The organism is Sodalis sp. RH21 (assembly GCF_047324175.1).
Taxonomy (GTDB): Bacteria; Pseudomonadota; Gammaproteobacteria; order Enterobacterales; family Enterobacteriaceae; genus Acerihabitans.
In genome coordinates this window covers 5,079,174-5,099,191 of sequence record NZ_CP178732.1, presented here as the reverse complement: position 1 = coordinate 5,099,191, position 20,018 = coordinate 5,079,174, and the positions used below count along the sequence as shown (strand labels likewise).

Here is a 20,018-nt window from a genome sequence, read left to right as displayed (position 1 = left end):
TGCCCGGCGCAAGATTTCGCGCCAGCCCGGCGTCGCCGGGCTGGCGGCTTTATTTATCCCAGCAAGCTGCGCGCCTTGTCCAGCACGTTGCCCACGGTAAAGCCAAACAGTTCAAACAGCTGCTCCGCCGGGGCCGATTCGCCGAAGCGGGTCATGCCGACGACGGCGCCGTCAAGGCCCACATATTTATACCAGTAGTCGGCGATGCCCGCTTCCACCGCCAGCCGCGCGCTTACCGCCCTGGGCAATACCCCCTCGCGGTAGGCCGCGTCCTGCAAATCGAACACCTCCGGCGACGGCAGCGACACCACCCGCACCCGCCGGCCTTCGCCGCTCAGCTGCTGCCAGGCCGCCACCGCCAGCGCCACTTCCGAGCCGGTGGCGATAATCAGCAGCTCCGGCCGGCCGTCGCAGTCCTTGAGCACATACCCCCCGCGGGCCACGTCCGCCAATTGCTGCGGCGTGCGCTCCTGCTGCGCCAGGTTCTGGCGCGAGAATACCAGCGTGCTCGGCCCGGTAGCGTGCTCTATCGCCTGCTGCCAGGCCACCGCCGATTCCACCTGGTCGCACGGGCGCCAGGTGCGCATGTTCGGCGTCAGCCGCAGGCTGGCCAGTTGCTCCACCGGCTGGTGCGTCGGACCGTCTTCCCCCAGGCCGATGGAGTCGTGGGTATACACATAGATGGAGCGGATTTTCATCAGCGCCGCCATGCGCGCCGCGTTGCGCGCGTACTCCACGAACATCAGGAACGTGGCGGTATAGGGCACGAAGCCCCCGTGCACCGCAATGCCGTTGGCGATGGCGGTCATGCCGAACTCGCGCACCCCGTAATGGATATAGTTGCCCGCCGGATTATCCCCCAGCGACACCGAGCCGGCCCACTGCGTCAGGTTGCTCGGCGCCAGGTCGGCGGAGCCCCCCAGCAGCTCCGGCAGGGACGGGCCGAAGGCGTCCAGCGCGTTTTGCGACGCCTTGCGGCTGGCGATATTCGCCGGGTTGGCCTGCAACTGGTCGATATAGGCCTGGCTTTGCCGCCGCCAGTCCGCCGGCAGCCGGCCGGCGGTGCGGCGGGTAAATTCCGCCGCCAGGTCCGGGAACGCGGTTTCATAGGCCGCGAATTTCCGGCTCCAGGCCGCTTCGCGCTCGGCCCCGGCCCGTTTGGCGTCCCAGGCGTCATACACGTCCTGCGGGATGACGAACGGCGGTTCGTTCCAGCCCAGCTGTAGGCGGGTGGCGGCCACTTCCGCCTCGCCCAGCGGCGCGCCGTGCGCCTCGTGGGAGCCGGCTTTATGCGGCGAGCCAAAACCGATAATCGTTTTACACATCAGCAGCGACGGCCGGTCGGTCACCCGGCGCGCCTCTTCGATGGCCGCCTGGATAGCGGCGCTGTCGTGGCCGTCCACGTGGCGCACCACGTGCCAGCCGTAGGCTTCAAAGCGCCCGGCGGTGTCGTCGCTGAACCAGCCTTCCACGTGGCCGTCGATGGAGATGCCGTTATCATCGTAAAACGCCGTCAGCTTGCCCAGCTTCATGGTGCCGGCCAGGGAGCAGACTTCGTGGGAGATGCCTTCCATCATGCAGCCGTCGCCCATAAACACATAGGTATGGTGGTCGACAATCTCATGGCCGGGACGGTTGAACTGCGCCGCCAGGGTGCGCTCGGCGATAGCCATGCCCACCGCGTTGGCGATGCCCTGGCCCAGCGGGCCGGTGGTGGTTTCCACGCCGTCGGTATAGCCGTACTCCGGATGGCCCGGGGTTTTGGAATGCAGCTGGCGGAAGTTTTTCAGCTCGGCCATCGGCAGGTTATAGCCGGTGAGATGCAGCAGGCTGTAAAGCAGCATCGAGCCGTGGCCGTTGGACAGGACAAAGCGGTCGCGGTCGGCCCATTTCGGGTTGGCCGGATTATGGTTAAGGTAATCGCGCCACAGCACTTCGGCGATATCCGCCATGCCCATGGGGGCGCCGGGATGGCCGGATTTGGCTTTTTGCACTGCGTCCATGCTTAAGGCGCGGATGGCGTTCGCCAGCACTTTTCGGGAGGTCATAGCTGCTCCTATGGTGAAGCTATAATGAAATTGAATAAAAGTTAACCGATCCGCTTACAGCTTCGCCGCCAGCAGATCTTCCAATCCTTGCTGATCCACCGCGAACTGCCGGATGCCTTCGGCCAATTTATCCACCGCCATCGGGTCCTGGTTATGCTGCCAGCGGAACTCGGCTTCCGTCAGCGGGGTCGGCTGGTTGCGCGCCTGGACCGGGGGCGACAGCCGGCGGTCTACCGGTTGGTCGCCGGCTTGCAATTCATTGAGCAAATTAGGCGAGATGGTCAGGCGATCGCAGCCGGCCAACGCCAGGATCTGCTCGATGCGTCGGAAACTGGCGCCCATGATCGCGGTGTGATAGCGATGCAGCTTGTAGTAGTCGTAGATGCCGCGCACCGATTTTACCCCGGGGTCCTGCTCGGCCACATAGGGTTCCTGCGGCTGGCGCTGCTGGTACCAGTCATAGATACGGCCGACGAACGGGGATATCAGGTACACCCCCGCTTCGGCGCAGGCACGGGCCTGGGCAAAGGAGAACAGCAGGGTAAGGTTGCAGTTGATACCCTCGTTTTCCAGTTCCTGCGCCGCGCGTATACCTTCCCAGGTGGAGGCGAGCTTGATCAGGATGCGCGACTTGTCGATCCCGGCCTGGTGGTAAAGATTCACCAGCTTGCGCGCCTTGGCCACGCACATGCCGCGATCGAACGACAGGCGGGCGTCCACTTCGGTGGAAACCCGTCCCGGCACGCTTTTCAGGATCTCCACGCCGATATTCACCGCCAGCTTGTCGCAGGCGTTGATCAACTGCGTTTCCCGGCTGCCGCCCTGTAGGCGCGCATAGCCCAGCGCCTCGCTGAACAGGGGGGCGTATTGCGGCAGCTTGGCGGCTTTAAGAATCAACGAAGGATTGGTAGTGGCGTCCTGCGGGGAAAAGCGGGTAATGGATTCAATATCCCCGCTGTCGGCAACGACGACGGTAAACTGTTTTAACGCATCAAGTTGGTTCATCTCGCGTCTCTCTTTACAAGGAACTTGATAAGGAAAAAGGTGTGGGTAATACAAATGTTATGTAATTGAACATTTGTAATGATGCTACATGAAAAGAAAAAAATAAACTTGAGATAGATCTCGTTTTGGTTTTTTTGCGCGGGCGTCGATCCTGGCGGTACTGCCGCCGCGGCAGCGATGGCCGGGCGGCGCATGTGAAGCGGCGGGTTATTTAACCATATTGAGAATGGTGCGGGCATTAAGCGCGCTGGTGCAGATAATATCGATGGCGCCGGTGCGTAGCGCACCCAGAATAGCCATGGCTTTGGTTTTTTCGGCCGCGATGGCGATTACGCAGGGGATTTGCCGCAGTTCGTCGATGCTTAAGCCAATCACCCGATCGTTCATTACCGTATCCACGTGCTGCCCGTGGGCGTTGAAGAAGTCATAGCCGGCGATATCGCCGATAACGCCCTGGTGCAGACTGGCGTCGGCAATTTCCTGCGGCGTGAACCAGCCCAGTTTCACCATATAGCTGTTTTCATTCATATCGCCGATGCCCACCAGGGCGATATCCGCTTTGCGGGCGCGATCCAGCGTTTCTTTGATGGTGCCGTTTTGCATAAAGGCTTTTTTCAGCGCCCGGTCTTCCACATAGGCCGGCGCATACAGCGTTTCGCTGCTGCCGCCGAATTTCTTGGCCAGGCGGCGGCTGATATGGTCGGCGTTAATGGCGTCGCCGGGACGGTGGGTGCCGCCGATGCCGCAGATAAATTTGCACTGTTTTTCCGACACGATGCCCACATGATCGGCCACCGCCGCCACGTTGCGGCCTTGTCCCACCGCCAACACCATATTATCTTTTAAAACCGTGGTGAGATAATTGCACACCAGCGTGGCGATTTGCCTGCGCTGCTCGTCGTCGTCGTTATAATCCAGGGCAATCAGCGCCCGCTTGACGCCGAATTGCTCCATTAACTGCTGTTCTATGCGGGTACTGAACACCGGATGATAACGCACGGTGATTTCAACAATGCCTTCTTCTTTGGCGCGTTTTAACAAACGGCCGACCTTAATGCGCGAGATGCCGAATTTTTTGGCTATTTCTTCCTGGGTAATGCCTTCCTGGTAGTAGGCGACCGCAATTTCTGTAAGTAACTCATTATCGGTAGGAACCAATTGCCTTTCCATAACGGGACCTCTTTGGGGTACGTGGGTTCGCTATTCATAGCGACTCCGTTTCGGCGCGCTGGCATTTAGAGAAAGAGAGAGCATTTGTCGGGCGCCGATAACGTTAATGAGCATATGAACACTAACTGAAAGAAATAATCAACATGGCTGACACGATTCACTTATCAAATATTCTTGTTTTTAATCCAAATAGCGAGTTTTTGTGACCGGCTTCAATTTTTCTCCGGGGTTAATTATTTATATAAGTGAACAAAAGTAACATCGATGTTCTTTTGTTTGGATCGGCATCGATGTGTTGCGTATCAATGCGTGTTCATAAAACCAGGCTGTGATGTGCCATAGCGGTTCAGCCTTACGGAGAAACCATGTTACCTATAGCTATCGGTTGTGATGATGCTGCTACGGCATTAAAAGATATTTTGGTCGACTTTCTGCGTAAAAAAGGGTTAGCGGTGAAGGACTATAGCGATACGGGCGAGTTATATCCCGATATTGCGGTTCATCTGGCGGAGCAAATTGTCAACGGCGAGCATGAGCGCGGCATTTTATTATGCGGCACCGGTATCGGCATGTGTATTTCCGCAAATAAAGTGCCGGGTATCCGCGCCGCGCTTTGCCACGATAATTATTCCGCCGAGCGGGCGCGCAAAAGTAACAATGCGCAGATTATTACCCTGGGTGCCCGGGTCATTGGCGCCGAGCTGGCAAAAAGTATCGTTGCATCCTGGCTGGAATCGGAATTCGAAGCCGGCGGTTCGGGGCCTAAAGTCGATCGCATCAGTTATTACGAAAATAAATTTCTTGATGACGCCGGTAGCCGGTAATTAAACCGTTAACCGCAGGCATAACCGCAATTAGGCTAATTTTTAACGCTGTCGCGCTTTTAATCATACAAATTTGTTAATGTCTTGAATGATAAACGCGACACGCATATCCATGGATCACAATGGAGCAGGTAATGAGAAAACCAAAAAAATTACTAAATAACCCCATCGATGTTTGCCGTGAACAATTGGACGGCATGATTGCCGCCTGCGGCGGCGATTTGCGGAAAATCGAAGGGATCAGCGCCGTGGCGCGCCGGGGGCTGCGCGATGGCCAGGTGCTGGTACTGACCGGCGGCGGCAGCGGGCATGAACCGATGTTTTCCGGGTATGTGGGCGACGGACTGGCCGATGCCGCCGCGCTGGGGGATATTTTCGCCTCGCCGGCGCCGAATGTGATTATGGCGGCGGTAAAACACGCCAATCGCGGCCAGGGCGCGTTGTTTATTTACGGCAACTACGCGGGCGATAATATGAATTTCGATATTGCCGCCGAGCTGCTGGAGGAAGAGGGCATCCCTACGCGCACCGTGCGGGTCAATGATGATGTGGCCTCGGCTCCCCGCGATCGCCTGCACGACCGGCGCGGGGTGGCGGGGGATATGATGGTGCTGAAAATTGCCGGCGCGGCCGCACGCCACAGCCAGGACCTGGATGAAGTGTACCGGCTGGCGGAAAAAGCCAACCAGCATACCCGCACCATCGGCGTGGCGCTGTCCGCTTGCTCATTGCCGCAGACCGGGGCGTTTAATTTCGAGATCCCGGAAGATGAATTTGAACTGGGCATGGGTATCCACGGCGAAACCGGCGTGCGCCGCCAGAAAATGATTCCCGCCGACCAACTGGTCACCGAATTGGTGGATCGCCTGTGCGATGACCTGGGCCTGGAGGCCGGCGATGAAGTTTGCCTGGTGGTGAATAACCTGGGGGCGTCGACCTATACCGAACTGCTGATTGCCAACCGGAAAGTCCACCTGCTGCTGGGCGAGCGCGGCATTCGTATCCACGACACCCTGGTGGGCAGCTATTGCACCTCGCAAGAAATGTCCGGCTATTCAATCACCTTCTTCAAGCTGGATGACGAACTCAAACCGCTGTATGACGCGCCTTGCCATAGTTTTGCCTGGAGGAAATAATCATGAATACCACCGAAACGTCCCGCTTGCTGTGCTTCGTCGCCGATAAAATGATTGCCAGCGAACCGGAATTGACCCGCCTGGATATGGCGGTGGGCGATGGCGACCACGGTATCGGCATGCAGCGCGGCTTTACCGCCGTGCATGCGCTGTTAACCCAGGCGCCGGAAGAGGCCGATGATATCGGCGTGTTATTGACCCGCGTGGGCACCGAACTGATGTCCAGCATGGGCGGCGCTTCGGGGGCCATTTTCGGCACCATGTTCCGCGCCGGCGGTAAAAGCGTCGCCGGCGAAACCGAGTTGACCACGCCGGTGCTGACCCGTTTTCTGGTGAATGGGCTGGAAGCCGTGCGCAAACGCGGCGGGGCCAAACCCGGGGATAAAACCATGGTGGATGCGCTGGCGGCGGCGGTCGAGGCTTCGCAGCCGCTGGAATCCGAACCGCTGGGCGACGCGCTGCCGAAGATCGCGCAGGCGGCCAGCCGCGGCGCCGATGAGACTAAACAAATGGTGGCGGTCTTCGGCCGCGCGAAATCCCTGGGCGAGCGTTCCATAGGCCATCCCGATCCCGGCGCCATCTCCATGTATCTCATTCTTTCTTTTATGGCGGAAGGGATCAAACAACCTGAAGCGGTTGCCTTGTAATCGCCGCATGGGGGCAGCGTCCGCGGGCGCTGGCCCGGGACTGTAAGGAGTTATGCATGACGCAGCAGATGATAGTCGGCGTGAATACCGCCATGTTCGACGGTATCGACCTGGAGACCACCTTTCGTACCGTGCATGAGGCGGGTTTTACGGTGATTGAGCTGGCGTATAATCAAGGTTATGTGGGCAACCTCGATCCGGCGTTGTTCGGCAGCGAAAACGCCGCGCGGGTCAAGGAGCTGTTCGGGCGATATCAGTTACGCAGCATTGCGCTGGGCTGCACCATCAACCTGGCGGGGGCGGATGCGGTGGAGCAATTCAGGGCGCGTATCCGTTTTGCCCATGACATCGGCGCGACCTATCTGAATACCTGTACCGCCAAGCGGGAGGATTACGCGCGGCTGGTGCGTAATTTACGTATCCTGGCCCCCGAAGCCGCCGATCGCGGGTGCGTGATTTGCGTGGAGAACGGCGGCGATCCCAACTACGATGCGTTTGCCGTGGCGCGGGAAGGGCGGCAATTGCTGGAAGACGTGGGGCATGACGCCGTCGCATTTAATGTCGATCCGGGCAATATGGTTTCCCTGCGGCCGGATATGGCTGCCATCGATCAGGCGCTGGAGATGTTGGACGGCATGCGCCACTGCCATATCAAAGATGTACGGACGGTTAACGGCGAGTTCTTTTTCCCGGCCATCGGCCAGGGACAATTGGATTACCGGCCGCTGCTCCAGGCGCTGGCGCGGCGCAATATCCCGTGCAGCCTGGAGATTCCGCTGCGCATGCATCGCCAGGCCGACTCCTGGCCGCTGCGCGCCGATAGCCCGGTCCCGGTGGAACAAAGCCGCGAAGTCTTGCTGCAATCCAGGCAGGGACTGGCAGCGCTGCTGGGCCAGCCGATAGGCTAAAGCAGGGGACTTGCCGATTATCGCCATCCATGGCCGGGAACGCATAAATTTAATGCGCTCCCGGCATGGTCGATGGCGGTGATTGTGAGCCGATCGCGTGCGCTTTACGCGCCGATCACAACGTCGCCGCGATGGTATCGAGCAAACGCCGATAGGATTCGCCTTCCCAGGCGGCGCGGCCGACAAACAGGCCGTCGACATGATCCAAGGCCAGCAGCGTCAGGGCATTATCATGATTGACGCTGCCGCCGTAGAGTAACGGCACCCGATCGGCAATCTCCGCGCCGTAGCTTTCCGCCAGCGCGTGATACAACTGCCGGTGGATGGCCTGCGCTTCTTCCGGCGTGGCGGGCACCCCCTGTTCGCCGATGGCCCAAATGGGTTCATAGGCGATAATCACCCCGGCCACCTGCTCGGGCCGCAGCCCCGCCAGGGCGGCTTTCATCTGGCGGATCACCGTCTCTTTCGATACGCCCCAGCATTTTTCCTGCAAGCTATCGCCGATGCAAATCAGCGGCGTCAGACCGTGGCTGAGCGCGGCGGCGGCCTTGAGCCGCACCGTTTCGTTGGTTTCGCCAAAAAACTCCCGCCGTTCGGAGTGGCCCATCTCCACCAGCGTCGCGCCGGTATCCTTGACCATCAGCGGCGATATCTCGCCGGTAAAGGCGCCCCGGTCGGCAAAATGCATGTTCTGCACGCCGGTCAGACAATTGAGCCCGGCCCGCTGCAATGCCCGCGTCACCTCCCTGACCGCGGTGAACGGCGGGATCACGAAGGGTTGCAGCCGATCGGGCAGCGGTCCGCCCTTGGCCAGAATGGCGCAATAATCCAGGGCTTCCCCCAGGGTTTTATTCATTTTCCAACTGGTACCGATCAGGTACTTTTTCATGTCTGTGCTCCGCAATGTCTTATCCAATAGCGCCATCCGCCCGGCGCTTGCGCACTAGTCCGGCCGCTGCGCCGCGCTCATGGCCGCCTGCAAAAATTCCCGGCACTGCCGTTCGTTATCCCACAGGTCGTCCTGCGCGCCGGTGCGCATCTCGATGGCGATGGAAACCGCCCCGAGTTCCGCGGGGAAATCCAGCCGCAGGGCGGCGCGGATGATGCCCGCCGCCATATCGGGGGTCAGAAAACCCGGCGCGCCGAATTTCATATGATAATCGCCATAACCGCCGTCCCGCGGGTCGAGGATCGCATTGGCCAGATGCAACTGCGACAGCAGCGGCGCGGCCTGCTCCAGCGAGACTGATAAATCCTCCTGGTTGAGGGCGGCGTGGGCGCTATCCCACGCCAGATAAAGATTCGGACAATCGGGACGCAGCCGGGCCATCCACTCCACCGTCTCCGGGGTGGGGCCGATCAACTGGCATTTATGGGCAAAGCGATCCAGGGGCTCCACCTGCAATAGCATGCCGGGATAGCGGCGGGTCTGCTCGCCTATGCGCACCAGCGCTTCGGCAAACGCTTGCTTCGCCTCGTCGCGCAGGGCGTCGCCGGGGTCGCTGCCGCTGACCAGCGCAAGCTTGGTCGTACCGCATGACGCCGCGATGTGCACCAGCTCGCAGGCGCGGGCGATGGATTTTTCCCGCAAAGGTTTATCCAGGCTACTGAGATTTAAGTGGTCTTTTAATAGCTCAAAGGTCAGCCATTGGGTCACCGTTAATTTCTTGCGTTCGGCCAGGTCGAGAACCCGCCGGGCAATCTGCGCATCGTGAATAATGCCGGTTTCGAAACCCCGATAAAACTCAATGTCGCCGATGCGCTCGACAATGCGCGCCACGGCGTTTTCGTCGCTCATCAACGGGAAAAACAGCTCCGCGATATGGGCCGAGGGGAACAATTTATTGGCGATAGGCATGCTCTCTTCCTTGCTAAGCGGCGTTGGCCCGCGGTCGCGGTGCGCCGGGCCGGCCGCGATGGCGAGGGAGTATTTCATAAGTTCAGTTTGCAAACTTTTGTTCAGCCTATGAAATGAAAATTCCCTGTAAAAGTCTTTGAAGCCGGTCACAAAAATAATATTAACGCTTAAATAAGCGCGGGGAAATGGCGCGGAAAAACCGGCACAGAAATGATGCCTGGCCCATGGACAAAATAACCTTGGCGAAACCTGCCCGGCAGTTCTTTTATTAGGTCTGGCTTTGACGATTCAGCTTTTAATATATATTTTCCCCGGCCGGCGCGGCGTTTTTTCCGGCGTCAAAAAAATGTACATATGTTCATATAAATGACGTTGTTATTATAAAATGAACAGATGAAGAGCCAGGGAATATATGAATAGTCATTATTTTTAACAAATTTCGCATTGTTTATAGAGTTTTGTGAGTGAACTCAATTTTTTTAAGCCTTATTTAGATTTTAGTAGTAGACATAAGTTCTTATTGTGAACTTTTGTTCAGCGTAGATAAAGCGATTATTGCAAATGCTACGCTCATGCGGCTTACACACCCTGAGGTGACCCAGCATGTTTATCATTGCGACTTTTGGCGGATCGGTCCGCGACTTTCTGAAAGAGTGCTACGGAGAATCAATATGAACATCTCTGCTAAAAATCCGCCGGCCGCTGCCTCTGCTCCTGAGGCAACCAAACCGACCAATGTGCGGTGGCGTATTTTCGCCGTACTGTTTTTTCTGCTGGCCGTGAACTTGATGGACCGGATTACAATCTCCATCGGCATGCCGTACATCAAAGATGAATTTCATCTGTCGCCCACCATGCAGGGACTGATTCTCAGCAGCTTTTTCTGGTCTTATGCTTTACTGCAAATTCCCGGCGGCTGGGCGCTGGACCGCTTTGGCCCGCGTAAGGTAGTGACCTGCTCCACCGTGCTGTGGGGCGCGAGTCAAATCGGTTTGGCGCTGGCCACCGGCGGGTTGTCGCTGATCTTCGCCCGCATCGCCCTGGGCGTGGCCGAAACGCCGATTTCCCCTTCCGGCGCCAAAATGAGCTCCACCTGGCTGGCCCGCTCCGAGCGGGGACGCGGCGCGTCCATTATGGACTGCGGCAGTCCGCTGGGGGTGGCGGTCGGGGGGCTGATTATCGCCTACCTGATCGCGGTGCTCGATTCATGGCGGCTGGCGTTTATCGTCGCCGGCGTGTTCAGCCTATCCCTGGGACTTCTGGCCTGGTTCAAACTGCGCGATAAGCCCACCGATCATCCCGGCGTCAACCAGGCGGAGCTGGAGCTTATCAACGACGGTAAAATAGAAGCCAACACGGCGGAAGATAAATTGCCGCCGGTGAAAGGCATGGGCATCGATATGCAATCTCTGCTGGCCATTATGTTCGGCCGCGCCACCTGGGCGATGATCTATTTCGGCTTGCTGACCTGGGGCCCGAGTTATCTGGCCCAGGCGCGGGGGTTCGATCTGAAATCCATCGGCAACGCCACTTTTGTAATCTTTTTGATGGGCGCTTTCGGCTCGCTGAGCGCCGGTTTCCTGGTGGATTTTCTGGTTAAACGGGGCATTAAGCACGGCGTGGCGGTGAAAAGCCTGATTGCCATTTCCGGTTTGATTACGCTGGGCATATTTTTTGTCCTGCCGAACATCACCAGCCCGATTAATGCCGTCATCATGCTATCGATTGCCTCGTTCTTTCTGACCGGCGGCGGCGGTATCTATTGGAGCCTGCCGGCGCTGCTGGCGCATAAATCCCGCGTCGGCCTGGTGGGCGGCACCATGAATATGGCGGGCAGCGTGGGTGGCATCCTGGTCCCGATCCTGGTAGGCATTATCCTGCAAGTGACCGGCAGCTACGGCGGCGTGCTGACCTTCTTTACCCTTTGTTCCGCGCTCTATGTGCTGGGTACGCTGTTCGTGCGCTTTAATAAACCGGTAGCCGACGCGCCCCTGCCCCAGGGCGAAAGCCAACTGAATTAACCGGCAACGGGCGGCCGGGCGGCGAGATCGCCGGCGGCCGCCGCTTTGATAAGGATGACAATGATGCTTCGATTCGCTGCAAATTTAACCATGCTATATACCGAGTACCCGTTGTTCGAGCGCTTCGACCGCGCCGCCGCTGCGGGTTTTACCGCGGTGGAATTCTTTTTTCCCTACGGGGAACCGGCGGAAAAATACCTCGATGCGCTGAAGCGCAACCACCAGGAACTGGTGCTGTTTAATTTGCCGCTGGGGGATTGGGATGCCGGCGATCGCGGTTTTGCCGCCCAGCCCGGCCGGCGCGATGAATTCCGCACCGCCGTCGCCCAGGCGGTCGCCTATGGCAAAGCGCTGCGTCCGCCGCGCATCAATTGCCCGTCCGGCCCGGCAGCCCAAGGCCAGGCGCCTTATCCCACCCTGGTGGACAATATGACCTATGCCGCCAACGCGCTTAAGGACATCGGTATTCAGCTGGTGGTGGAACCCATTAACACCAACGATGTGCCGGGAGCGGTGATTTCATCGGTCCAGGCGGCGGTGGATCTGTTTGATCAAGTGGACAGCGATAACATCGCCGTGCAGTACGATGTCTATCACTCCGTCCGGGCGGGGGAAGATCCGTTTAAAATTATTCCGGCGTTTATCGACCGCATCGCGCATATCCAGATCTCGGACGTGCCGGGGCGCCACCAGATTGGCACCGGCGCCGTGGATTTTGAAAAACTGTTTACCTTGCTGGATAACTCCGGTTATGACGGCTGGGTCAGCCTGGAATATCATCCGCAGGGCGCTACCGACGCCAGCTTTAACCAACTGCGGCAAATGGGGCTGCTGCGCCGGGAATGAACGCCAATCCCGCGTTCGCGCAGGGCCGCGCCGTTATTATAGCCCCGGCGCTTTCCACATCGAGGTGGTCAGGCCGTGGTCCACCAGCGACAGTTGGCCGGCATAGACCTCCTGCCAGTCGGCCTTCATGCGCTGGTAGTGCTGGTGGTTAACCATATCCGGCTGGTACTCCCGCTGCCAGCGCACCAGCCGCTCGCCGGTTTCGGCCAGGCTGGAATAAATGCCGGCGCCGACCCCGGCGGCAATGGCGCAGCCCAGCGCGGTGGCTTCTTTGACTTCCGGCACCTTCACCGGTAGACCGGTGACATCACTGAGTATCTGGCACCATAACTTGCCTTTGGAACCGCCGCCGGCAAATACCAGCGCCGGGGTTTTTACCCCGGAAAAACGGGCGATCTGCTCCAGATTGCAGGCGGAGACTATGGCCGCGTTCTCTTCCAGGGCGCGAAACAGCGTCTGTTTATTGCAGCGATCGGGATCGATGGACAGGTTGATGAAAGAGGGCGCGGCGTGATACCAGGTCTTGAAATGCATGGCGTCGGAAAAAATCGGCATGACGCCGTGGGACCCTACCGGCACCCGGGCGGCCATATCTTCCAGCAGGCTATAGGTATCCACGCCCATGCGCTCGGCGATCAGCTTTTCCTCGCCGCAGAAAGCATCGCGGAACCAGCGCATGGTCAAGCCGGTAAAAAAACTGATGGATTCGGCCTGGGCCATGCCGGGGATCACGTGGGGGTTGACCCGGATATTCATATCCGGATCGGTAATGGGGGCGGGCAGGTTGACCACCTGCTGCCAGAACGTGCCGCCGAGCACCGCCGTTTGCCCCGCCCGCACAATGCCCAGCCCCAGGCTGCCGAGCTGCACATCGCCGCCGCCCATCACCACAGGCGTACCGGCGGCCAGGCCGCTGGCATGGGCGGCGGTGCGGGTGACCGCGCCCAGCACCGTGCCGGTTTCCCGCACCGGCGACAGGATATCGGCGCGTAAACCGGCGATTTCCAGCAAGCTGGGCTGCCAGTCCCGGTTGGCCAGGCTAAGCATGCCGGTGGTGCCGGCGTTCGACGGGTCCACCGCCAGTTCGCCGCTCAGCATATAGGCCAGCCAGTCGCTGATCATGGTCAGGGTCGCAGCGCGGCGATAGACATCCGGCCGGTGGTGGGCCAGCCACAGCAGGCGCGGCATGGCGCCCAGCGCCAGGGTCTGGCCGGAGCACTCGTAAACCTCGCGTTCGAACCCATAGTCATGCAATTCTTTGAGTTCGCTGACCTCGCGGCTGGCGCGGGCATCCACATTGGCGCAGGCCCAGATGGGCTTGCCGTGGCGATCGTAAAGCACGATGCCTTCGCGCATGGAGCAGGCGGCTACCGCGCGGATCGCTTCGGGCGGCAGCCCCGCGAGTTGCAGCGCCTGCCGAATGCAGCCGCAGGCCAGCAGCCAGTTTTTATCCAAATCGAAGTCCATGGAACCGGGAATGGCGGGATCGGACAGATGCTGCCATTCCGCCTGCCCGGTGGCGATCTGGTTGCCTTCGGTATCGAAAATCACCGCCCGGATACTGCCGGTGCCGGCATCCAGCGCCAGCAGATAGTCGCCGCCGGCGCGAGGCGGGGTGCGGGTAGGGGAACAGAGTGTGGCCATTGTTTTTATCTCTGTGTCAGTGGCGCCGAGGCGCGTTAGGGTCAGAGCAGCGCCAGCATCGCGCGCACCGTACTCTCTTCGGTAATCAAGGCGTTAATATGTTTTCCCGTCAGGGCGGCCAGGATCGCCTCGGCTTTTTCCGCGCCGCCCGCTACCCCGATCACCTGGGGAATGCTATCCAAATCCCGCAGCGACACGCCGATCAGCTCCTGGTGAATCGGCATCTCCCCGGCCAACTCGCCGTTGCGCTGCATAAAGTAGCCCAGGATATCCCCCACCGCGCCCTTGCGGCCGAACAGCAGTTGCTCGCCCTCGCTGATATAACCGGAACGCATAATGGTGGCCTCGCGTCTCTGGCTCAGCGATCCTATGCCCACCACCGCGATATCCGCGGCGCGGGCGGTCAATAACACATCCTGCACGCTGCGCTCCTGGCGAAAAATCTCAGCGACGCTGGCCGAGGAGGCGCGCAGGGGCGCCGGGATAATACTGACGCTACAGGCGGCATCCAGTTGGCCGATGCCGGTCATATAAGGGCCGACGCCGCCCGAAAGCGTCACCAGCCTGATCTGCTGCGAGGTGATAAACCCGCTCAAATGCTGGAGCGTGCTCATGGCGGTTTCGCCAAACCCCACCGCCAGCAGTTGCTGCGGCTGCAATTGCTTCATGATTTCCTGGGCCGCGCCGATGCCGATGCGCTGGTTGATATCCCGCTGCGCCAGCGCGGGCAGTACCCGCACATGCCGCAAATCAAACCGTTCCAGCAGCAGGTTCTCCAGCTCCAGGCAACCCTCGTAGGGCGAGTTGATCTGTACGCGGATTACTCCGGACTGCCTGCCCTTCTCCAGCAGGCGCGATACTTTCAGGCGGGTCAGCCCCAGCTGCTCGCCGATTTCTCCCTGGGTCATGCCGTCGTGGTAATAAAACCACGCAATACGCGCTAACAGTTCCGGTTCGGCCATGGTGCTGTCCGCTGGGTTGAAATGGTCGGAATTATTTTTAGTCATATAGAACACTTATTAAAATTTAAATCAATTGTTCAATTAAGAACAGGGGCAAATTGTGACGGACACGGCAAAAGCAAAATTGTCGTGTCCTCCGGCGCTACTTGAGTAATTGTAATGAGTGAAATGTGATCCATCTGGCGGTTTTATTATAACGCGCCTACTAGGATAATGAACAGTTTTGAAATTAAAATTCATTTGTTCATATTTGACCGAGGGCAATCTGATGGCACAACCCCCGATATCCGCCACGCCGTTGCTCAACGTACAAAACGTCTGCAAGCAGTATTCCGGCGTGGCGGTATTAAAAAATATCGAGTTTACCCTGATGCCCGGCCAGATCCATGCCTTGCTCGGCGGCAACGGCGCGGGCAAGTCGACGCTGATGAAAATTATCGCCGGCGTGGTCGCCCCCGACAGCGGCACGCTGCGCATCGCGGGCGAGACATGCGAGCGCCTGACCCCGGCCAGGGCGCACCACTACGGCATTTATCTGGTGCCCCAGGAGCCAATGCTGTTTCCCAATATGACGGTCAAGGAGAACATTCTATTTCGCCTGCCGCGCCACCAGGCCGACGGCAAAAAGCTGAGCGCGCTGCTCGACAGCCTGGGGTGCAGCCTGTCCCTGCAGGCGGCGGCCGGCACCCTGGAAGTCGCCGATCAGCAATTGGTGGAAATTCTGCGCGGGCTGATGCGCGACGCGCGCATTCTGATCCTGGACGAACCCACCGCCTCGCTGACTCCCGCGGAAACCCAGCGCCTGTTTCAACAGGTACGCGGGCTGGTAAAGCAGGGCGTTGGCGTGGTGTTTATTTCCCATAAATTACCCGAAGTGCATGCCCTGGCGGACTGGGTCAGCGTTATGCGCGATGGCGCCATCACCCTGAGCGGCGCCATCGGCCAATTCGACAGCGATGCGCTGATCCAGGCCATCGCCCCCCTGGCCGCCGCCGCCCTGCCCGCCGCGCAAAAAATGTGGCTTGAGCTGCCGGGCCAGCGCAAGACCGCCGATGCGCGCCGGCCGGTGCTGGAGGCGGAGCATCTGAGCGGCGAGGGGTTCAAGGATGTGTCGTTTAGCGTACACGCCGGCGAGATCGTGGGTCTGGCGGGCGTGGTGGGCGCGGGGCGTACCGAGCTGGCGGAAAGCCTGTATGGCCTGCGTCCGCTGCGCGGCGGGCGGCTGCGGCTCGAAGGCCGGGATATCGGCGGGCTGGCCCTGAACGCGCGGCTGGCCGCGGGGCTGGTTTATCTGCCCGAGGACCGCCAGGCATCCGGTTTATATCTGGATGCGCCGCTGTATTGGAATACCGGCGCGCTGGCCGCCGCCCGCAATGACTGGTGGTTATCGCCGCGGCGGGAAAAAGCCGCCCTGGAACGTTATCACCGGGCGCTGGGCATTAAATATGTGCATGCCGATCAGCTGGCGCGCACGCTCTCCGGCGGCAACCAGCAAAAGCTGCTGATTGCCAAATGCCTGGAAGCGCAGCCCCGGCTGCTGATCGTCGATGAGCCCACGCGCGGCGTCGACGTGTCGGCGCGGGCGGATATTTATCAATTACTGCGCGGCGTGGTGCAGCAAAACGTGGCGCTGCTGCTGATTTCCTCGGACCCGGAAGAGATTGCCCTGCTGGCGGATCGGGTGCTGGTGATGCACCAGGGGCAAATGAGCGCGCCGATGAGCCGGGGTTCGGTCAGCGTCGAACACATGATGCGTTTGGCTTTCGGCTCCCCCGCATCAGCGGAAGCCAACGCCTATGGCGGGCATATCGAGGATAGCGCCGATGCTTAAATTATTGCAAAACAACCGCGAACTTACCGCGCTGCTGGCCATCCTGGCGCTGTTTGTCCTGCTGGGCGCGCTGGATCGCAGCTATATCAGCCTGCAAACGCTGGCGATGATTTTCAGCAGCGCGCAGATCCTGATGCTGCTGGCCATGGGCGCGGCCCTGGTGATGCTGACGCGCAATATCGATGTATCGGTAGGGTCGACCACCGGCCTGTGCGCGGTATCGCTGGGGCTGTTGCTGAATGCCGGCTGGGGGCTGGCGCCGGCCATGCTGATGACGCTGGCGGTGGGGGCCGCGGCGGGATTGTTCAACGGGATACTGGTGGCGTGGCTGCGCATTCCGGCCATCGTCGCCACCCTCGGCACCCTGGGGCTTTACCGGGGATTGATGCTGCTGCTGACCGGGGGGAAATGGATTGAAGGGCTGCCCTCCGGCCTGAAAGCGTTATCCAGCCCGCTCTGGCTGGGAATTTCGCCCATTGGCTGGCTGATTATGCTGTTGCTGGGCGGCCTGTTCTGGTTATGCGGGCGCACCTCCTTCGGCCGCAGTTTTTACGCGGTGGGAGATAATTTACAGGGCGCGCGCCAGCTGGGCGTGCCGATCAATACCATCCGCATCACCGCTTTTATGGTCAACGGCATGATGGCGGCATTGGCCGGCATCGTGTTCGCTTCGCAAATCGGTTTCGTCCCCAATCAAACCGGCAGCGGGCTGGAAATGAAGGCCATTGCCGCCTGCGTGCTGGGCGGCATCAGCCTGCTCGGCGGGACGGGCACGGTGGCCGGCGCGGTGCTGGGGGCATATTTCCTGACGCAGATCGACAGCGTGCTGGTGTTGCTGCGGCTGCCCGCCTGGTGGAACGATTTTATCGCCGGCCTGGTGCTGCTCGGGGTGCTGATTTTTGACGGCCGTTTGCGCCGGGCGCTGGAGCAAAGCCGCCGCCGGCAAAAATATGCCCGCTTCATGCCGGCGTCCGGCGCGGGAAAAGGCAAAAAAAAACGGCCGGGCAACGCGCGCCGCGCGCCGCTCGCCGCGGATAAAAAAAGCGGGGTGGCCTGATGAACATCAAAGCGTACGGCTGGGAAGGCGCGCTGGTGCTATTGCTGGCGGCGGAGATTGCGCTGTTCGGGGTGGTTAATCCGCGCATGCTGGATATTAATATGCTGTTGTTCAGCACCAGCGATTTTATCGCCATCGGCATCGTCGCCCTGCCGCTGACCATGGTGATCGTCAGCGGCGGCATCGATATTTCTTTTGCTTCCACCGTCGGGCTATGCGCCATCGCGCTCGGCGTGCTGTTCCAAAGCGGCGTGCCCATGGCCGCGGCGATTCCGTTAACCCTGCTGCTCGGCCTGGCCTGCGGCTTGCTCAACGCCGGCCTGATCCTGTTTACCGGCGTCAATCCGCTGGTCATTACGCTGGGCACGCTCTATCTTTTCGGCGGCAGCGCCTTATTGCTGTCCGGCCTGGCGGGCGCCACCGGCTTTGAAGGCATCGGCGGTTTCCCCACCGCTTTTAGCGATTTCGCCAATCTGGCGCCGGGCGGGGTGCCGATGCCATTACTGGTGTTTTTAGTCACGCTGCTGGGATTCTGGCTGCTGACGCACCGCACCCGGCTCGGCCGCAATGTCTTTATGATTGGCCAAAATGCGCGGGTGGCGCGTTATAGCGCGGTGCCGGTGGGGCGTACGCTGTGCGCGGTCTATGGCCTGACCGGCCTGGCGTCGGCGGTGGCCGCCGTGCTGCTGGTGTCCTATTTCGGTTCCGCCCGTTCCGATCTGGGCGGCGCGCTGCTGATGCCGGCCATTACCGCGGCGGTGCTGGGCGGAGCCAATATTTACGGCGGTTCCGGCTCGATTCTCGGTACCGCCCTGGCCACCCTGCTGGTGGGGTTTTTGCAGCAGGGCCTGCAAATGGCGGGCGTGGGCAACCAGGTTTCCAGCGCCCTGTCCGGCGCGCTCCTGATCCTGGTGGTGATTGGCCGCTCCGCCAGCCTGCATTGGGACATCGTTACTACTTTCCTGACCCGTCGGCTGCGCCCGCGGGTTCCCCTATGAACTTCCCTAAGACCAATGGAGTACGGACCATGGATAAAATCATCTGGCGCAACCTGGTAATGGCGGGCGCGCTTTGTCTGGCGGGGGGGATCGCAACCGCCCAGGCCGCCGAGCGCATCGCTTTTATCCCCAAGCTGGTGGGCGTGGGCTTTTTTACCAGCGGCGGCAACGGCGCCCTGGCGGCGGGCAAGGAGCTGGGCATCGATGTGACCTATGACGGGCCGACCGAACCCAGCGTGTCCGGGCAGGTACAGTTAATCAATAACTTCGTCAACCAGGGGTATAACGCCATTATCGTGTCGGCGGTATCCCCCGACGGGCTGTGCCCTGCGCTCAAGCGCGCCATGCAGCGCGGGGTCAAGGTGCTGACCTGGGATTCCGATACCAAACCCGAGTGCCGGACCCTGTATATCGACCAGGGCACGCCGAAGCAATTGGGCGCGCTGCTGGTGGATATGGCGGCCAAACAGAATATCAAGGAGCAGGCCAAGGTGGCCTTTTTCTACTCCAGCCCCACGGTGACCGACCAGAACCAATGGGTCAAGGAGGCCAAAGCCAAAATCAGCGCCGAACATCCGGGCTGGAGTATCGTGACCACGCAATTTGGCTATAACGATGCCACCAAATCCCTGCAAACCGCCGAAGGCATCCTGAAAGCCTATCCGGATCTGGACGCCATTATCGCCCCCGACGCCAACGCGCTGCCCGCCGCCGCCCAGGCCGCGGAAAATCTCGGCCGCAAGAACGTGGCGATTGTCGGCTTCAGTACGCCAAACGTCATGCGCCCCTATGTCGAACGCGGCACGGTGAAAACCTTCGGCCTGTGGGACGTGGTGCAGCAGGGCAAAATCGCGGTGTACGTAGCCCATGAAATGCTGCAAAAAGGCGATCTGAAGGTGGGCGACAAATTGACCATCCCGCAGGTGGGCGAAGTGGAAGTCTCGCCGAACAGCGTGCAGGGATATGACTATGAAGCGAAGAATAACGGCATTGTCCTGCTGCCGCAGCGCGTGCAGTTCGACAAAGACAATATCGGTAAATATGACTTTTAATCATCCCACCG

Annotated in this window: 17 protein-coding genes; 10 read left to right on the top strand and 7 right to left on the bottom strand. The window is 60.0% G+C overall.

What is annotated here, in order from left to right; all coding sequences use genetic code 11:
- Positions 1-53: 53 nt before the first annotated feature.
- The 3 genes from tkt to ACL2XP_RS23545 all read right to left on the bottom strand — a co-directional run bounded on the left by tkt (position 54) and on the right by ACL2XP_RS23545 (position 4,223).
- Positions 54-2,048 (bottom strand): transketolase, encoded by a 1,995-nt coding sequence (gene tkt / locus ACL2XP_RS23555; protein WP_413735737.1) that lies wholly within the window; start codon positions 2,046-2,048, stop codon positions 54-56.
- Between the two features lie 54 nt (positions 2,049-2,102).
- Positions 2,103-3,053, bottom strand: coding sequence for a transaldolase (tal, locus tag ACL2XP_RS23550; RefSeq protein WP_413735735.1), 951 nt, complete (start codon positions 3,051-3,053; stop codon positions 2,103-2,105).
- Positions 3,054-3,260: 207 nt separating this feature from the next.
- Positions 3,261-4,223, bottom strand: a complete 963-nt coding sequence (locus tag ACL2XP_RS23545) for a sugar-binding transcriptional regulator (RefSeq protein WP_413735734.1) — start codon at positions 4,221-4,223, stop codon at positions 3,261-3,263.
- 365 nt (positions 4,224-4,588) lie between these two features.
- Here ACL2XP_RS23545 and rpiB point away from each other — a divergent pair, with 365 nt between their 5' ends.
- The 4 genes from rpiB to ACL2XP_RS23525 all read left to right on the top strand — a co-directional run bounded on the left by rpiB (position 4,589) and on the right by ACL2XP_RS23525 (position 7,738).
- Complete coding sequence (gene rpiB / locus ACL2XP_RS23540; protein ID WP_413735732.1) at positions 4,589-5,047, top strand: ribose 5-phosphate isomerase B; 459 nt, start codon at positions 4,589-4,591, stop codon at positions 5,045-5,047.
- A 134-nt stretch (positions 5,048-5,181) separates the two neighbouring features.
- Positions 5,182-6,183 carry a dihydroxyacetone kinase subunit DhaK gene (locus ACL2XP_RS23535; protein WP_413735731.1) on the top strand — a complete coding sequence of 334 codons (1,002 nt, stop codon included), beginning with the start codon at positions 5,182-5,184 and terminating at the stop codon, positions 6,181-6,183.
- Between the two features lie 2 nt (positions 6,184-6,185).
- Complete coding sequence (dhaL, locus tag ACL2XP_RS23530; RefSeq protein ID WP_413735729.1) at positions 6,186-6,830, top strand: dihydroxyacetone kinase subunit DhaL; 645 nt, start codon at positions 6,186-6,188, stop codon at positions 6,828-6,830.
- A 56-nt stretch (positions 6,831-6,886) separates the two neighbouring features.
- Complete coding sequence (locus ACL2XP_RS23525) at positions 6,887-7,738, top strand: sugar phosphate isomerase/epimerase family protein (RefSeq protein WP_413735728.1); 852 nt, start codon at positions 6,887-6,889, stop codon at positions 7,736-7,738.
- 115 nt (positions 7,739-7,853) lie between these two features.
- On the opposite strand, the gene ACL2XP_RS23520 is transcribed toward ACL2XP_RS23525, so the two are convergent.
- Positions 7,854-8,627, bottom strand: coding sequence for a triose-phosphate isomerase (locus ACL2XP_RS23520; protein WP_413735726.1), 774 nt, complete (start codon positions 8,625-8,627; stop codon positions 7,854-7,856).
- Between the two features lie 54 nt (positions 8,628-8,681).
- A complete protein-coding gene (locus ACL2XP_RS23515; RefSeq protein ID WP_413735725.1) occupies positions 8,682-9,689 on the bottom strand; it encodes a sugar phosphate isomerase/epimerase family protein in 1,008 nt (335 codons plus the stop codon).
- Positions 9,690-10,267: 578 nt separating this feature from the next.
- On the opposite strand from ACL2XP_RS23515, the gene ACL2XP_RS23510 reads away from it, so the two are divergent.
- Together ACL2XP_RS23510 and ACL2XP_RS23505 are read left to right on the top strand one after the other, a co-directional pair.
- Positions 10,268-11,617, top strand: a complete 1,350-nt coding sequence (locus ACL2XP_RS23510; protein ID WP_413735723.1) for an MFS transporter — start codon at positions 10,268-10,270, stop codon at positions 11,615-11,617.
- 60 nt (positions 11,618-11,677) lie between these two features.
- Positions 11,678-12,463 carry a hydroxypyruvate isomerase family protein gene (locus ACL2XP_RS23505; protein ID WP_413735722.1) on the top strand — a complete coding sequence of 262 codons (786 nt, stop codon included), beginning with the start codon at positions 11,678-11,680 and terminating at the stop codon, positions 12,461-12,463.
- Positions 12,464-12,499: 36 nt separating this feature from the next.
- Here the strand turns inward: ACL2XP_RS23505 and lsrK are convergent, their stop codons facing one another.
- Positions 12,500-14,107, bottom strand: a complete 1,608-nt coding sequence (gene lsrK / locus ACL2XP_RS23500) for an autoinducer-2 kinase (protein WP_413735721.1) — start codon at positions 14,105-14,107, stop codon at positions 12,500-12,502.
- Positions 14,108-14,148: 41 nt separating this feature from the next.
- Positions 14,149-15,114 carry a transcriptional regulator LsrR gene (gene lsrR, locus ACL2XP_RS23495; RefSeq protein ID WP_413735720.1) on the bottom strand — a complete coding sequence of 322 codons (966 nt, stop codon included), beginning with the start codon at positions 15,112-15,114 and terminating at the stop codon, positions 14,149-14,151.
- Positions 15,115-15,337: 223 nt separating this feature from the next.
- Between lsrR and lsrA the strand changes: the two genes are divergently transcribed.
- The 4 genes from lsrA to lsrB are packed head-to-tail and all read left to right on the top strand — an operon-like array spanning position 15,338 to position 20,007.
- Positions 15,338-16,900, top strand: a complete 1,563-nt coding sequence (gene lsrA / locus ACL2XP_RS23490) for an autoinducer 2 ABC transporter ATP-binding protein LsrA (RefSeq protein WP_413735718.1) — start codon at positions 15,338-15,340, stop codon at positions 16,898-16,900.
- Complete coding sequence (gene lsrC / locus ACL2XP_RS23485; RefSeq protein ID WP_413735717.1) at positions 16,893-17,957, top strand: autoinducer 2 ABC transporter permease LsrC; 1,065 nt, start codon at positions 16,893-16,895, stop codon at positions 17,955-17,957. The genes lsrA and lsrC overlap by 8 nt, the downstream gene beginning before the upstream one ends.
- A complete protein-coding gene (gene lsrD, locus ACL2XP_RS23480) occupies positions 17,957-18,955 on the top strand; it encodes an autoinducer 2 ABC transporter permease LsrD (RefSeq protein ID WP_413735716.1) in 999 nt (332 codons plus the stop codon). Before lsrC ends, lsrD begins: the two co-directional genes overlap by 1 nt.
- Positions 18,956-18,984: 29 nt before the next feature.
- On the top strand, positions 18,985-20,007 hold the full coding sequence (gene lsrB / locus ACL2XP_RS23475; protein WP_413735714.1) for an autoinducer 2 ABC transporter substrate-binding protein LsrB: 1,023 nt from the start codon (positions 18,985-18,987) through the stop codon (positions 20,005-20,007).
- The last annotated feature ends 11 nt before the right edge of the window (positions 20,008-20,018 follow it).

Excerpts from the sequence above, each read along its gene's own strand:
- tkt (WP_413735737.1), bottom strand. The coding sequence starts at position 2,048 with ATGACCTCCCGAAAAGTGCTGGCGAACGCCATCCGCGCCTTAAGCATG.
- tal (WP_413735735.1), bottom strand. The coding sequence starts at position 3,053 with ATGAACCAACTTGATGCGTTAAAACAGTTTACCGTCGTCGTTGCCGAC.
- ACL2XP_RS23545 (WP_413735734.1), bottom strand. The coding sequence starts at position 4,223 with ATGGAAAGGCAATTGGTTCCTACCGATAATGAGTTACTTACAGAAATT.
- rpiB (WP_413735732.1), top strand. The coding sequence starts at position 4,589 with ATGTTACCTATAGCTATCGGTTGTGATGATGCTGCTACGGCATTAAAA.
- ACL2XP_RS23535 (WP_413735731.1), top strand. The coding sequence starts at position 5,182 with ATGAGAAAACCAAAAAAATTACTAAATAACCCCATCGATGTTTGCCGT.
- dhaL (WP_413735729.1), top strand. The coding sequence starts at position 6,186 with ATGAATACCACCGAAACGTCCCGCTTGCTGTGCTTCGTCGCCGATAAA.
- ACL2XP_RS23525 (WP_413735728.1), top strand. The coding sequence starts at position 6,887 with ATGACGCAGCAGATGATAGTCGGCGTGAATACCGCCATGTTCGACGGT.
- ACL2XP_RS23520 (WP_413735726.1), bottom strand. The coding sequence starts at position 8,627 with ATGAAAAAGTACCTGATCGGTACCAGTTGGAAAATGAATAAAACCCTG.
- ACL2XP_RS23510 (WP_413735723.1), top strand. The coding sequence starts at position 10,268 with ATGAACATCTCTGCTAAAAATCCGCCGGCCGCTGCCTCTGCTCCTGAG.
- ACL2XP_RS23505 (WP_413735722.1), top strand. The coding sequence starts at position 11,678 with ATGATGCTTCGATTCGCTGCAAATTTAACCATGCTATATACCGAGTAC.
- lsrK (WP_413735721.1), bottom strand. The coding sequence starts at position 14,107 with ATGGCCACACTCTGTTCCCCTACCCGCACCCCGCCTCGCGCCGGCGGC.
- lsrR (WP_413735720.1), bottom strand. The coding sequence starts at position 15,114 with ATGACTAAAAATAATTCCGACCATTTCAACCCAGCGGACAGCACCATG.
- lsrA (WP_413735718.1), top strand. The coding sequence starts at position 15,338 with ATGGCACAACCCCCGATATCCGCCACGCCGTTGCTCAACGTACAAAAC.
- lsrC (WP_413735717.1), top strand. The coding sequence starts at position 16,893 with ATGCTTAAATTATTGCAAAACAACCGCGAACTTACCGCGCTGCTGGCC.
- lsrD (WP_413735716.1), top strand. The coding sequence starts at position 17,957 with ATGAACATCAAAGCGTACGGCTGGGAAGGCGCGCTGGTGCTATTGCTG.
- lsrB (WP_413735714.1), top strand. The coding sequence starts at position 18,985 with ATGGATAAAATCATCTGGCGCAACCTGGTAATGGCGGGCGCGCTTTGT.